The sequence below is a fragment of the Nonomuraea cypriaca genome, assembly GCF_015645445.1.
Taxonomy (GTDB): domain Bacteria; phylum Actinomycetota; class Actinomycetes; order Streptosporangiales; family Streptosporangiaceae; genus Nonomuraea; species Nonomuraea cypriaca.
In genome coordinates this window covers 1-13242 of record NZ_JADOGI010000269.1, presented here as the reverse complement: position 1 = coordinate 13242, position 13242 = coordinate 1, and the positions used below count along the sequence as shown (strand labels likewise).

Genomic DNA, 13242 nt, shown 5'->3' with positions numbered 1-13242 from the left:
GGGGGTGGCGGGGGCGGGCCCGTGGTTCCCGCCCCCGGCCACGTCCTCAGTGATCTCGAACACGGCCGGCACCTGGCGCAGCGCGGCGGCCTGTTCGGGATCGTCCACGACGGCCTGGCCGTCGACGAAGACGACCAGACCGTGTGTGGTGCGGATGGGCACGTTCCCGTGGGGGAAGCGCCCGCACTGGAACTTGGCCACGACCTACGCGCCGGCGGGGGCGCCGACGCGCAACAGCTTGCCGTGCGCCTTCTCGTTGCCGTACTTGAGGCCGATCTCGCCGTAGATCTGCCGCTTCTCCGCCGCACCGACCCGGGCGAGCTCCTCAACGAACAGGAAGCCCTTGCCGGGGATGGGCAGGAACACGGGCGCGCACTCCTCCAGCGACACCACCGACAGGGTCGCGGTGGGCATGTGGCGGTTCAGCATCAGGTTGAGCCGGCCGAAGTCGGTCTCGAACGTCGTCAGCGACACGCCGCCGACGTTGCGGGTGGTCTCCTGGAAGTTGCGGTCCTTGATGAAGATCTTCGTCAGCGCCCTCTTGAGGCTGGCACCGACGATGACGGTGGCCGTCTCCGACTCCTGGATGCCGCCGTTCTCCCACACCTGCTGCAGCAGGTCGAACACGACCGCGTCCGTCAGCGGGGTCGGCTTGTAGACGACGCCGCCGCCGTCCGTCGCGAACGCCACCGCGGCCCCGCCGGGCCGGGCAGCCACGGTGAACGTGTCGGCGTCCGGGGCGGTCCGCACGTAGTAGATGGTGTCCTCGGTCAGCACCGTGGCGGCGCCGCCGGTGAGAGTGCCGACAACGATCTGGTCGCCGACCGCCAGGCCGTGCGCGGTGATCGTCCACAGTTCGGTGTCGGATTCGATGGTTGCGGTGCCGACCGTGGTGCCCTTCGTGGTGGCGTTCGTCGACGTGGCCTCCAGGATGCCCCGCGTCCGCCTGGCCGTGGCGTTGGTGGACGGGTTGTTGAACGTGCCCGTGATGCAGCTCTTCTCGAAGTCGCGGGCGATCTGCTTGAGGTGCTGGGCGATCTGCCAGTCGAGCTCGTTCAGCACCGGGTTACTGCCGGAGATGCCGACGCTGCCCGCGTGGCTGGAGCCGGTCGAGTTGAACTGCCCGGTCGCCGCCAGCTTCGTGTAGGAGAGCTCCAGGGCCTCCTGGTGGATCTCGACCACGTTCGTCGTGTTGAAGCGCACCCGGGCCTCGGCGGTGGGGGCGTCGGCGCCCTCCTGCCGCTGCCGGGTCGCGGACGCGTCGCGCAGGTCGTAGCCCTGCCACTGGAACAGGGTGGCCGACGCGCTCTCACCGCCGGTGAGGCCGCCGATCGCGGACAGGAAGGGCGTGTCTTCCGGCGTGACGGCGAAGAGTTCGCCGACGTAGTTCGGCAGGTCGAAGGTGTCGCCCTGCCCGGTGATGCCCGCCATGGGTCATCCTCTCTGTTCGAGGTCGGGCAGGCGCACGGGCCTGGCCCTGTCGTTACTTGCTGGTCTGTTCGAGCACTATCTGACTCTTGAGCTGCCGCGAGAGCTTGTAGTCGCCCTTCGCGACGGCCTCGCGGATCTGCTCCTGGATGTTCTTGGCCGGGGCGCCGGCGCCGTTGCCGCCGCCGAAATCGCCACCGGACCGGCCCGGCCCCTTCGCGGGGGCGAGCTTGGCGAGCTTGTCGACCGCCTTGGTGATGGCCTGCTGGTCGACGGTGCCGTCATCCTTGACGAACTTCCCCAGGTCGATCAGGTCGGCGGCGTCGCCGAGCTCCAGCCCCTTCTTGGCCAAAGCGGCGTCGAATCTGGCCTCGGCCAGCTGCTTGCCGTGCTCGCGCGCAGCCTCCGTGCGGCCCTCGGCCTTCGCCTGCTCGACGGCCTTCTCCTGCTCGGACATCGCTGCTTCGCGTGTCCTCTGCAGCTCTTCGGCCGCCTTCGCGTTGACCTTGGCCTGCTTCTCGAACGCCTTGCGCTGCTCGCGTTCGCTTTCGAGCGCCGACTTCAGCCCGGCGAGGTCATCGGCCGACTTGGACGTCTCGTCCCCAGCCGTGGTGTCCTCGGTGGTGCTGTCGTCGTCGGTGGTGGTGTCGTCAGCCATGCGGCTGCTCCTTCAGGGTGGGATGCCAGGCATCACGCCGGGCATGCCGAAAAACCCGCCGAGCGTCACGCTGGACGGGCACCGCCGCGGTGGTGCGACGGAAGATCAGGTGGCGCGGATGGTGGCGTACCCGTTCGACCAGCCGCCGGCGACCAGCGCGTCATAGACGGCCTGGTCGCTGCCGCCTGGTGTGCGCCTGCGCACGGATTCGACCACGTCGCGGGCTTCGCCGGTGTCGTAGACCAGCGTCCCGCCGTCGAGGCGGATGGTGTCGAGCACGGTGCCGTCGGAGACGTCGATGAAGTGCAGCATCAGGTGATTCTCCTGGTCGTGCCGCGCGCGTGCGCGGCGATCGCCTCCAGGCGGGCCATCATCGCGTCCCACCAGGCGCGACGGCCCATCCGCTCGAACTCGGGTCGCAGCTGCTGGAGCCGCTGCCGGGCTTCGGCGATGTCGTCGGGGTGGAGGTCGTTGTCGATCCACTCGCCGATGCCGTGGAAATTCGGGGGGTCTGGCCGGCGCGCGAGCAGGGTCCAGAATTTGCCTTCGGCGTGGATGATCGGTTTCCCGGCGGCCTGGTTGACGGCTTCGTCGTTCCAGAAGCCGAACGCCAGCCCGTGGTCAATGCTGACGATGCGCCCTCGGTGCATGAGCCAGTTGTAGGAGTGCCGGTCAGGGTAGTCCAACAGGGCGTCCAGGAATGCGAGCCGCCAGCCGTCGTCCGAGGTCAGCCAATCTTTCGGCTTTTTGGCTTTGGCTGCGAGGGTGCCAGGCATGAACTCCTGCCACAACTCGGTCGGGCCAACGCGGTGCGTGCGCGGCGCGGGGATGCCGAGGGCGCGGGCCACATCGCCGGCGAGGATTTCGGCGTCGACCTGATCCTTTGCGTCGTCGCCGAAATGGGTGCGCTTGGCAACCTTGTGTACGACGCGGGTGCCGTCGTTGAGGGTGACGAGGTTGGTGTCGCCGTACATGCCGCCCGACAGTTCGGTGCGGGAGCGTTCGCCCAGGGCGATGCGTTCGGCCAGTGTCAGCTCTGCTGCGGGTTCCGGCCGGGTCGGTTCGGGCGCGGGTTCGGGCGCGGGTGGCGTAGGACGTGCCGGTGGCGTGGTGTCGGCGTCGAGCGGCAGCACGCCCTGAACCGGCGGCTGCAGGTCCTGGACGGGCCCGCCCGGGGCTTCGCCGCGCGGCACGTTGCCGGCCCCGATCTGCTCCCGGTACGGCAGGCGCTTCAGCTTGGGGTGGGCGGCCAGGTGGGCTCGCAACGCTGCCTGGGCGGCGCGCACGCGAGCGCCAGCGTCCTTCTTGGCCTCGGGGGTGAGCGCGCCCACGGCCTGCTCTTTCGCGGCCCGGATACGCCGTTCCAGAGCGCGCTGCCGCTGCCTGGCCTTATCACCCTCAGGATCCGCGGTGCCCTTCTTGAGGGTCGTGACGCCGGGCAGGTAGGCGGAGATGCTGTGCCGGCAGTTCGGGTGGAACAGCCCCTTGGCCATCGCCCCGGGCAGCGTGTCGAGCACGTCGACGGTGACCATGACGTCGTCCTGGGTGGCGTGCTCGACCTCGATCTTGCCGGTCGGGCCGGCGTCGCGGCGCAGCACTTTCGACTCGAACGGCCTGCAGACGCGGCACTCCTGCACGTTGTCCGACACGTACACGAGATCAATGCCGATGCTCTCCAGCCGGTCGGTCTGGCCTTGCACGGCGGCCCGCTGAATGTTGGTGCGGCCCATCATCTCCACGTACGAGGAGAGTTTCCAGGTTCGGCCGGCCCGGTCGGTGAAGTCGACGATGCCGCGGTCGATCAACCGTGCCCAGGCGGCTTGTGAGGCTTCGCGGCGGGTGTAGGCGCCGGATGCGATGCGGGCGGCGGCCCCGGCCTGGACGGCCCGGTAGGCGTCGACGGGGGCTCGCAGGATGTTCTGGTCGACGCGGCCGACGTCGCGGTGCAGCGCCTGCGCCAAGTTCTCCAACAGGCGGGCGTTGGGTACGACTGCGACGGCCTGCCGTGCGGCCTGACCCACACCGGAGCGCGGAAACCAGGACGCGGGCAGGTCCGCCACCGCCGCATCCCCGCCCGACCGGTACGCTCTCGCGATGGCTTCCCGGATCAGCTGCGCGCGCCTGATCTGCAGGCTGGCCAGGATCAGGCGCGCGCTGGCCTGCAGCTTGCGGATGGCGTCGAGCTTCTCCTCCTGCATGGGGCTCGGGAGGGGAAGGTCTGCGCGCAGGCGCTGCGCCACGGTGCGGACGAGCGCGGTCTCAACCGACCGGTACAGGTCCGCGATCGTCGAGGCGACGCGGTCGAGGAGGTCCTGGTCGACAGCCACGAGGAGGACCTCCTCGAACTATTTCCGATTTGGAAAGAGTTGCCCTACTCGGGACGCCATTCCTCGCGGTAGTCCGGGTGGTAGTCCGGGTGGTCGGCGTACGGCAAAGCGAGCGCCTTGACCGTGGGGCAGACGCGGAGCTCGACCCACAAACAGTTGTCGTCAAGATCGCTGCACTCGTGCGAGCCCTCGTGCATGGCCATGACCAGCCGCTTGGCGCCGACCTCGCGCAGCACGCGGGCCGGGCTGTGATGTAGGAGGTGCTCGAACTCGGCGCCGCCGCGGCACCGGAATTCGTCGTACTCGTTGGTCCAGCAGCCCTGGTCTGCGGCCTGGGCCAACTGCTCGTCCTCGTCGAGGCGGGCACGTAGGAACGCGATCAGGTCGTCCATGCTGGTCATCATTCCTCACGCTGAGGCGGCCCGTCCTGCTCCTGCTCGCCGTCCTCGCCTTCCTGGCCGGGGCCGGTCATGTCGCCGGGCAGCGCGAACGGATCCTGCATCGGGTCCGGGCGCGCATCCCCGATCAGGCGCACCTCTTCCGTCACCTGGTCTTCGTCCCAGTCCGGGTGCAGCATCCGTACGAGGGTCTCGTCGGATGCGGCCTCGGCCCGGCGCATCAACTCTGCCGTCTGGGCGAGTTGCAGGATGTCGGGTGAGACGGAGTCGCCGAAGACGACGGTGGGCAGTTCGGGCGTGACGCCGCTGGAGAACAGCGGGGACGCTTCGAGTTGGAGCAGCATCTCGATCGCGGCGGCCAGCTCGGGCGCCGTGTACAAGGCTTTGCGGCTGCGCGTGGTGAGGGAGCGGCGTTCCTTGGCGGCCACCTCGGTCGCGGTGATCGCCACCTCCCCGGACAGGCCGAACGACTGGGCGCTGTAGCCGGTGGCGCGCAGGATCGCGGCGAGCAGTTCAGCGGCGGTGTCGCGGTGCTCCACGACCCTGATGGCGAACTGGGTGGCGGTCAACTCCATGCGGTCGTCGCCGCCCAGCACGTTCATGGCCTCGTAGATTTCGCGGTCCGGGTCGAAGAACGCGCCCTGCCCAGGCCCGTTGTTCTTCAGGTAGGAGGCGGGGACGTGCACCCTGCCTTTGCCGATGCGGATGTCCCGCATCCACGACGTCCAGGTTTCGTCCAGGCTGTCCATGAGCTGCATGACCGGGCCGTCGAAATCCGACCTGCCCAGGTTGGCGCCGGCCGGGAAGTTCCGCCACGCCCGCTGGGGCCGCATGTTGGGCACGTACACGGCGGTGCACCGCTTCAGCCCGGTCTCGATGACGGGCCGCATGGCGGCGGTCTCGGCGTGGTCGGTGAGCGGGATCTGCTTGCCGAGCGCGGCGGGACCGCCCTGGTAGAGCGCGTTGGAGATGAGGCCCGGCTCGTGGTGTTCCAGATGCCAGAGACAGGTCTGGTCGTCGGTCTCCAGGATCCGCCAGAACGTGACCGCCCACAGCCGGCCCCACCGCCATTCGGGTACGGCGGCGTCGGCGTGCACCGCGGCGAGCCACGGACGTTCGGCCACCGACGTGTCCCACACGGCGCGCAGGTAGTAGCCGCCCAACGCGGCCCCCACCTCGGAGCCCTCCAGGAGGGCGGCCTGCAGTTGCGGGAGCATGTCGTCGATGCGTTCCTGCGTCTGCGCGTTCTCGACCGTGATCGACGGCGGCTCGGAGAACAGCAGATCCGAGCTCATGGTGCAGATGTCGGACGCGACCGGAACGTGCAGTTTGGCGCGGCGTTCGCCTTGGGGTGTGGGCTGTCCCCAGAACATGCGGCCGATGAACCCGGTGATGCCGCCGCGGTGCTGCCACGGATGATTCGCCGGCTGCGTGCGGGTGGGGTCTTCGTAGGTGCGGGCGAGCCGGTCGGGATCGCCCGTATACCAGGCGTCGAGGATGGCGTAGTGGTTGTAGATGGGTTGGAGGTGTTGGGGCGGCCAGGTGCCGCCACCGCTGGGCAGCGGCATACTGACGCTCCTCTCAGGCGAGGGTTTCGACGATCGCGCGGAACAGGGCGTCCTTCGCGCGCTGCTCGACGGGCAGCTCGTCGTACGGCACCAAGCACGGGTGCGTCTTCGCGTCCGCGTCCTTCGTCGGGCCGTACGTCCAGCCGTCGGCCCGTTTCGACTCGCACCACGCCTCGTGCAGCTCTTCGTCGGTGACGCCCTGCTTGGCTGCCTCGACACCCTCGATCGCGGAATCGCGCTGCCACTGGGGTGCTTCATCCCAGTGCGGCGAAGGTGCGGGGTCCTCGGTGAGGCTCTGGATTGCGCGGTTGGCCTCGTGGCAGATGCGGGCTACCCAGTCCACGGGCATGACGAAGCGCTTCACTTCCAGGCCGGCCATCAGGACTTGTCCAGCGCGGCGCGGACGAAGCAGTCCTTCGCCTCCAGCAGCTTGCGCAGGCCCGTGGTGAGCTCGGGGCCGTCGGGCAGGGCGGCGATCATCTGCTCGGCGAGGTCGTGGCACGGCTTGCTGATCGCCTGCAGGTGTGCGGGCAGGTGCTCGTAGTCGAAGTAGCGGGCGATCTGGTTGGTGCTCGGGTGGCGACCGATCAGGTTCATGTTGATCTCCAAAAGGCTCGATTTTTGGATCTTGCTTGCAACTTGCGGGAAGTAAAGATTCCCCCAAGCTAACGATCAGTAGAGCAGTGCTCCGAACTAGAAAGGATTCCTTTCACGTTCGGATCGCTAGCTACTGACGGGTACTCGAGCAGAATGACAAACCGCCCAAATCAGGCAGCCTTGCTCGGTGGTGCGAGCTGCCCGTGCCAGATGTTGCGCGTCGTCCGCACCCCGTACCTGAGCGCGTCACACCCGTGATCGGCCACCTTCAACGGCTTGTCCTCGCCCTTCTCACTGGCGTCCGGGTCCCACGCGTAGCCGGGAATCTCCTTGATCAGCTCCTTGCACGAGGCGTGCACGAGGAGCCGGCCGGTGGCGAACAGGGAGGCGACGTCGCGGATGCCGTCGACCACCTCGTTGTCGGCGAGCGTGCTGGTTTGGCCGTCGCGGTGCAGCTGCACGCGGAAGCTTTTCGCGGACGGGTCGACGATGACGTACGACGGCGTGATCCCCAGCGAGGTGACCCAGGCGCGCACCCGCTCCGAGTATTCGGCGTCGGTGAGGGCGCCGCGCTGCTTCTTGCTGTCCCACCGCCACTCGTGCCCGACGTACAGCCGGCCGTCGACGCCGAGGCCGATGAGGAGGGCATGGAACGGGTTCGTGGTGCCGTAGTCCATGGCCAGGCACAGCCACTGAGCGATGGGCGGCAGCTGCTGGACGACGTGCCGGGCCGGGTCCCAGGACTCCCAGATGACCCCTTCGGCGAGGCACCATTCGCCGAGGATCAGCCGGCGGTACCACAGGCCGGTGAACTCGGCGGACACGTCGGCGATGTACTCGGCGGTCAGGTTCGGGTTGTTGGCCAGCTTGAACGAGAACCGGTGCAGGTTCAGCGTGTCCGGGCTGTCGATGTGGTGGAGCTGGCCGTCGATGTCGAGATGCACCCTGGCGCGCTCGAGATAGTTCACCAGCAACCAGTGCTGGGGGCCGTCCGGGTTCGTCGTACCGAACAGTTGCGCGCCCGGGATGCTCAACCTGGTGAGGAGCATCGTCCAGAAGCTCTCAGGCATCGTGGAGACCTCGTCGACGTACGCGCCCACCAAGCTGAGTCCGCGGATCTTGTCGACGCTGCCCTCGTTGTAGGCGCCCGCCACGTAGACGACGCGGCCGAGGAGGTGCAGTTCTCCAGAGCCCGCGTTGAACTGGCAGCGCTTCTTCCCGAGCATCTCGATGAGCGGGTCGATGATGTTGCGCTTCAAGGTGCGTTCGGTCTTGCCGACCATGAGCAAGGGGCCGGGCGGCGCGGTGCGGACGAACCGCAGAAACCGCATCAGCGAGCTGATCGTCTTCGAGGACCGTACGCTGCCGTCCCAGATGTTCAACCGGGCCGTTGCCAGCTCGACGGATTGGCGCTGCTTGGCGACGAGCGGGTTGACGATCACGCGCCCATCTCCGTGAGCCAGGCGTCCACGGCGGCGTGCGACTCGCCGGAGTTGTCGTGCTTCTCGATCACCAGGTGCTTGTCGACGGCGACCGCGGCGGCGGTCATCAGATTCCGGAGGTCGGAGACGGGCGGCTTGGGGAGCTGCTTCTCGTTGTAGGTGTTGTCCTTGCCGCCGAAGTTGAACGCGAGGTGCGGCTGGTCCATCTGGTCGAGGAGCTCGTTGGCCTTCACCAGCAGCCGGCGCGACGTAGCGGCCCGGAGCGCGGCGTTGTCGGCCTTCGCCGCCTCAGTCGCGTTCTTGGTCGCTGACCGGTCAAAGGCTGTGGTCAGTCCGGCACGTTTGGCGATGTTGGTGACGGTGCCGACGCTGACGTTGTGGTCGCGGGCGATCTGGTTGCGCGACTTCTCGCCGGCGTTGATGTCGTCGAGGATGTTCTGGCGCACGTTGTCGGGGATGGGTCGGGGCACACGTGCTCACCCCCGAACATGACGAAAGCCCCGCACGATGGCGGGGCCGATTCTGGGTATGCAGCTGCAGAACCCATTATCCACAGGGGTTCCACCTGCGTCAACGCAGCCGATCATCGCGGGGATTGAGGCACACAGAGTCGCAGCAACGATGCTTGCGAGCTTGTCGCTCAGCTTCCAGACCAGCAAGAAGCTCATTTGTCACTTCAAGGCAAATCCGGTACCGCTCCATGAGCGCGTCGGCTTCATCGGGAGTCATGAGGCGATCGCGTTCCTGGCTCGCTGGGCCCGCTCGTGTTCGGGGATGACGTGCTTGGCCAGCCTGGTCCAGGTGGTGATGGGCCAGCACGGTTTCCCCCACAGCCACGTCGCCACGTGCTCGGCCGGCGGATCACAGTTGACGCCGTGACAGACGATCGCCACCTGGTTGCTGGGGAGCACCTCCACCTTCCACGTGTACGCGCCGCCGACCGGCTGCTCTTCGGCGCGACCGTCACACCAGGGGCAGACGACTTTCACGGTTTGGCCGTGGTAGAGCATGCCGAGCACGCGGGCCGTCCGCTCGTGGATCTTCTGTACCCGCGGCCATGCCCACTCGACCACGTCGTCGGGCAGCTCGTGGAGGCAGGCGAGCGCGTATTGGAGCCATGGCCGGGCGTCGTACTCGCCGAGGCGTGGCGAGGCCAGGATCGGGCGGCCGGTGGCGGGGTCGAGCTGCTCGGCGAGGTCGTCGGCCAGGTCGTCGGCGTACACGACGATGTCGAGCACGGTTTGGAGCACGTCGACGTCGACGGGGGCCGGCGACTCACCCCACGACAGGTTGTTGCGGAAATACCTCTCCATGTGCGCTGCCGCATCTCGTAGAACTATTTCCTCTTTGGAAATAGTTCGCGTCTGCCGCAATGGTTTCGTCGTCAAGGGCATCCGCGATTCGACCAGATCCGGCCAGTATTCAATAACCCATTCCAGGTCGGCGACCACAATTTCGCGCACGGGTTCCTCCTCAGAATGGCGGCTGGTCGGGCGTGGGCGCGTTGAACGGGATCACTAATTCGATCGGCTGTGATGGCGGTGGCGGGTGATGCGGGCCGGGCGGGCACCGGTGTTCGGCCACGACGGCCCACTTCCTCGCGCCCAGAATCCGGAACGAGGTGCGGTGCCACACGAAGGGGCGTCTCGGCAATCCGAGGGGTTGCACGTCGTACGTCGCCAGCCCGGCCAGGATCGCCTGCAGCTCTTGGGCGGCGTCGATCGGGGCGGGGTCGACCTGGGCCCAACACCCCTCGCTGTAGCCGGACAGGATCAGCTGGCCGCACCGCCGGCAGTTGGTGAGCGACACCGGCCCCGAGATCATTTTCCCGCCCCGATGACGGATGACAGTTTTCCCGCTATTGACGCCCTTAGCGCGGGCGTGTTACACGCGCGCGCACACACGCATGTAAGAGCGTGAACGGGAGGAAAACCGTCATCCGTCACGATCATGGTGGACGTACGCGCATCCTTGCAGGTGAGGACGCCATTTTGGTGGATGACGGATCCGTCACCCGATCCGTCATCGGCGCGCCTGTGAAGCGTGTTCACCATCCCGGCCCGCCGAACTTGTCGCCGTCGTCGGGTCGGGTGAACCTCGGCTGTGACGGATCGGGGGTTCCCGTTACGGATCCGTCATGATCTTGTTCGGGGGTGATGAGGGTGATCCGCGTATAGAACCGGGCGGTCGAGGAGCGCGAGTCGCCGACCCCGTGCCGCTTGGTGAGCTCCATGGTCAGCTTCTTCGGCGAGACGGGCGTCTCCCCCTCCTGGAAGCACCAGTGTTCGTAGGCTTCGCGAAATTTGGTCACGTTGATCTGCACCTGCACGCTGTCGGCCTGGTGGCAGCATGCGGCCACGAACCTGGCCACCGTGTCCTGGTCGGCCGCGTAGTGCTCGGTGGCCGCCTTGACGCTCTCAGGCTCGTCCAGGCCGCCCTGATGGTAGGCGGCGGCGCCTGCCACGATCCAGGCCAGCAGCGCGGGGCCGTGATCGCGGGCGAGGATGCCTTGCAGGTCGTCCACCATGTTTTCCTCGGGCACCTCGTGCTCGAACGGGATCAGCCTGAGCCGCCGCCAGAACGCCCGCCCGCCGGCCCGCACGCTGGGCTGGTGGTTGCCCATCAACCACAAATGGTGTGTCGGATTAAACGTGAAATGGTCCTGCCGCATAAAACGCGCCGTCAAAGTATCCCCGCCGGTGAGCTGTTTCACCTTGACCTCGTCAAAACGGTCGTCGTCCGCCACCTCGCTACAAACAACCATCCGCATACCAGCCAGGCGCGCTATCTCGGTTTCGTGTCCGGCGTGCGCTTTAGCCATCAAAAAGCCGCTGGGCGCGGTGGTCGCATAGTCGCCGAGAACGCCGACCAGGGATTCGAGAAAGACGCCTTTGCCGTTGCCGCCGCTGCCCACGCAGAACGGGAGCACGTGCTTCGCCACGCTGCCGGTCGCGCTGTAGCCGACCAGGCGCTGCAGGTAGCTCACAAGGTGGTCGTCGGCGCCGAACGTGTCGGCCAGGAACTCGCGCCACCTGGACGGGTCCGCGGCCGGGTCGGGCGTGCACGCGGTCACCTTGGTGTGCAACCTCGACGCGTCCGACGGGCCAAGCAGGCCCGTGCGCAGATCCACGATCCCACTCGGGGTGTTCAACTCCCACGGGTGGGCGTCGAGCTGGTCGAGGGCGACAACGACGCGGATGTCGGTCTGCGCTTGGGCGAGGATGCTGCCGGTGCCCAAGGCGCTGAGGGCTTTCTTCTTGTGGCCGACCGCCGGCTTGTCCCCCTCGGGGAGGCCTCGGGCGATCCGCTTCCCGTACTCGCGCACCAGGCCGCCGCCCTGCGGCTGCCACTCCCAACGCACCCCGGTCCAGGCCAGCCATCGGCCGCGCTCGGGCACGTACCGGATCACCTCCCCGAACCTGTCGACCAGCTGGAGGGCGTTGCCGTCGTCGGATTGGGCGTAGGTGCGCTCTTCCACCACCTGGAGTGGGGGCGGGCCGTCCGGGTGGAGGGGGACGACGGGCGCCAGGTTGCCCTCTGCGGGCGGCGGGACGGGCGCCGGGGCCGGGATGGTCTGCTCAACACGCTGCCCGTACCCGGCCGCCTGCAACGCCTTGGCGGCCGCGGAGTGGTCGCCCCCGTAGTCGAGGTGGGCGACAGCCCCGAACCGGTCGTACGGTCTTTCGGCGGCGAACTCGGTGCTCGTGGAGAACACGTACAGGTTGTCGGCGTCGTTGCGGCCGGTCGTCGCCGAGAAGCCGGTCGACTTGCCGGGCCGCCGCCAGTAGACGGTGCTGCCGCTCGTCCACACAGGTGTCCAGCCGCGCGGCGTCAGGATCTCATTCCACGTCGTGCGCGCGTTGTAGTCGTCCCCGGGCGACACCCCGCCGTCGTCGTCCCAGGCGGGCGCGGGCTGCGAGAACAGGGCGCTGGAGGGCGCTGCGGGGGTTTCGCCGGGGGCGGGCATCTGGTCGAACGCCCCGGCCAGATGGTGCAGCGCGTCCCGTTCTTCAGGGGTGATGACCGCGATGGTGTCGGGCCCGCCGGCGAGCAACTGCCACGACTTGCCCGTCTCGTGCGTGGAACCTCCGGAGGGGGCGAGAACTACCCAGCCGCCCTCGCCGCGCGTCTCCACCAAAACTTTGATCTTGTCTTTCGGGTTGTCTGCGAGCTCGTCGGCGGTGGCGGGCCGTCGGGCGAGCTTCGCGTTCCCGGCCACCTGGCCGTCAGCGACCCGGTACAGGAAGTGCAGGCCGCCCGACGGGGTGAGCTCCGCGTATCCGGCGGTGACGGTGCGCCACAGCTCTCCTAGGCCGGACGCGTCGGCCAGTGCGGTGACTTCCTGCACGAGCCCGGCCTGGACGGCGCGCCCCTCAAACTCCAGCATTTCGAGGTTGCCGGAGACGGCGCCGCACACGACTCCGAGGCCTTGAGGGGGCGGGGAGGCGGTCAACCACGCCTCAACCTCTTCCCGTTCGGGCGGCACCTGCTGGTAGCCCTTCCAGGCGACTGCGGGCCGTTTGCTGCCGTCGGCCGCCGCGGGCAGCACGCACAGCCCGAGGTCGTGGAGTTGGAGGGCCGTGTGCAGCAGCTGATTGTTCAAGTCGGGGCCCCGTTCGGTTGTGCTGGTGGTGGAGATGGGTGCGGCCCCGGCAGGATTCGCGCATCCAGTCGGGGCCGAACTTCGGGCCGTCCCTACTGGACGGCGGGGGCGGGCGGCGGCACGGTCATGTTGAGCGCGGCCATGGCGGCGGCGGCTTCGGCCTGGTTCGCCACCGGGGCGACCGGCGCCGCCTGGGGGACGGGGGCGGCAGCCTGGGGGGC

14 protein-coding genes are annotated in these 13242 nt (G+C 68.1%); all 14 read right to left on the bottom strand.

Features of this window, described 5'->3' with window-relative positions:
• Positions 1 to 201, bottom strand: a 201-nt coding sequence (locus ITP53_RS47960) for a hypothetical protein (protein ID WP_195902148.1), incomplete at its 3' end; no start/stop codon positions are given.
• Between the two features lie 3 nt (positions 202 to 204).
• Positions 205 to 1431, bottom strand: coding sequence for an SU10 major capsid protein (locus tag ITP53_RS47955; RefSeq protein WP_195902147.1), 1227 nt, complete (start codon positions 1429 to 1431; stop codon positions 205 to 207).
• 52 nt (positions 1432 to 1483) lie between these two features.
• The gene (locus ITP53_RS47950) at positions 1484 to 2086 is read right to left on the bottom strand and encodes a hypothetical protein (RefSeq protein WP_195902146.1); all 603 of its coding nucleotides are present in this window, start codon (positions 2084 to 2086) and stop codon (positions 1484 to 1486) included.
• A gap of 105 nt (positions 2087 to 2191) precedes the next feature.
• Complete coding sequence (locus ITP53_RS47945) at positions 2192 to 2398, bottom strand: hypothetical protein (RefSeq protein ID WP_195902145.1); 207 nt, start codon at positions 2396 to 2398, stop codon at positions 2192 to 2194.
• Positions 2398 to 4413 (bottom strand): phage minor capsid protein, encoded by a 2016-nt coding sequence (locus tag ITP53_RS47940; RefSeq protein WP_195902144.1) that lies wholly within the window; start codon positions 4411 to 4413, stop codon positions 2398 to 2400. The genes ITP53_RS47945 and ITP53_RS47940 overlap by 1 nt, the downstream gene beginning before the upstream one ends.
• Before the next feature lie 44 nt (positions 4414 to 4457).
• Entirely contained in the window at positions 4458 to 4805 is a 348-nt protein-coding gene (locus ITP53_RS47935; protein WP_195902143.1) for a DUF6221 family protein, read from the bottom strand.
• An 8-nt stretch (positions 4806 to 4813) separates the two neighbouring features.
• Positions 4814 to 6379, bottom strand: coding sequence for a hypothetical protein (locus tag ITP53_RS47930; protein ID WP_195902142.1), 1566 nt, complete (start codon positions 6377 to 6379; stop codon positions 4814 to 4816).
• 13 nt (positions 6380 to 6392) lie between these two features.
• Positions 6393 to 6758, bottom strand: coding sequence for a RyR domain-containing protein (locus ITP53_RS47925; protein WP_207757463.1), 366 nt, complete (start codon positions 6756 to 6758; stop codon positions 6393 to 6395).
• Entirely contained in the window at positions 6758 to 6976 is a 219-nt protein-coding gene (locus ITP53_RS47920; protein ID WP_195902141.1) for a hypothetical protein, read from the bottom strand. Before ITP53_RS47920 ends, ITP53_RS47925 begins: the two co-directional genes overlap by 1 nt.
• A 170-nt stretch (positions 6977 to 7146) precedes the next feature.
• Positions 7147 to 8418, bottom strand: coding sequence for a PBSX family phage terminase large subunit (locus ITP53_RS47915; protein ID WP_328818160.1), 1272 nt, complete (start codon positions 8416 to 8418; stop codon positions 7147 to 7149).
• The gene (locus tag ITP53_RS47910; RefSeq protein ID WP_195902140.1) at positions 8415 to 8888 is read right to left on the bottom strand and encodes a helix-turn-helix domain-containing protein; all 474 of its coding nucleotides are present in this window, start codon (positions 8886 to 8888) and stop codon (positions 8415 to 8417) included. Before ITP53_RS47910 ends, ITP53_RS47915 begins: the two co-directional genes overlap by 4 nt.
• Before the next feature lie 255 nt (positions 8889 to 9143).
• The gene (locus ITP53_RS47905) at positions 9144 to 9731 is read right to left on the bottom strand and encodes a hypothetical protein (protein WP_195902139.1); all 588 of its coding nucleotides are present in this window, start codon (positions 9729 to 9731) and stop codon (positions 9144 to 9146) included.
• Positions 9732 to 9891: 160 nt separating this feature from the next.
• Positions 9892 to 10242 carry a hypothetical protein gene (locus tag ITP53_RS47900; RefSeq protein ID WP_195902138.1) on the bottom strand — a complete coding sequence of 117 codons (351 nt, stop codon included), beginning with the start codon at positions 10240 to 10242 and terminating at the stop codon, positions 9892 to 9894.
• Between the two features lie 223 nt (positions 10243 to 10465).
• The gene (locus ITP53_RS47895) at positions 10466 to 13021 is read right to left on the bottom strand and encodes a phage/plasmid primase, P4 family (protein ID WP_207757462.1); all 2556 of its coding nucleotides are present in this window, start codon (positions 13019 to 13021) and stop codon (positions 10466 to 10468) included.
• Between the last annotated feature and the right edge of the window lie 221 nt (positions 13022 to 13242).

Coding starts and splice junctions, on each gene's coding strand:
- ITP53_RS47905 (WP_195902139.1), bottom strand. CDS start 9,731: ATGGAGAGGTATTTCCGCAACAACCTGTCGTGGGGTGAGTCGCCGGCC.
- ITP53_RS47950 (WP_195902146.1), bottom strand. CDS start 2,086: ATGGCTGACGACACCACCACCGACGACGACAGCACCACCGAGGACACC.
- ITP53_RS47925 (WP_207757463.1), bottom strand. CDS start 6,758: ATGGCCGGCCTGGAAGTGAAGCGCTTCGTCATGCCCGTGGACTGGGTA.
- ITP53_RS47930 (WP_195902142.1), bottom strand. CDS start 6,379: ATGCCGCTGCCCAGCGGTGGCGGCACCTGGCCGCCCCAACACCTCCAA.
- ITP53_RS47920 (WP_195902141.1), bottom strand. CDS start 6,976: ATGAACCTGATCGGTCGCCACCCGAGCACCAACCAGATCGCCCGCTAC.
- ITP53_RS47955 (WP_195902147.1), bottom strand. CDS start 1,431: ATGGCGGGCATCACCGGGCAGGGCGACACCTTCGACCTGCCGAACTAC.
- ITP53_RS47900 (WP_195902138.1), bottom strand. CDS start 10,242: ATGATCTCGGGGCCGGTGTCGCTCACCAACTGCCGGCGGTGCGGCCAG.
- ITP53_RS47945 (WP_195902145.1), bottom strand. CDS start 2,398: ATGCTGCACTTCATCGACGTCTCCGACGGCACCGTGCTCGACACCATC.
- ITP53_RS47935 (WP_195902143.1), bottom strand. CDS start 4,805: ATGGACGACCTGATCGCGTTCCTACGTGCCCGCCTCGACGAGGACGAG.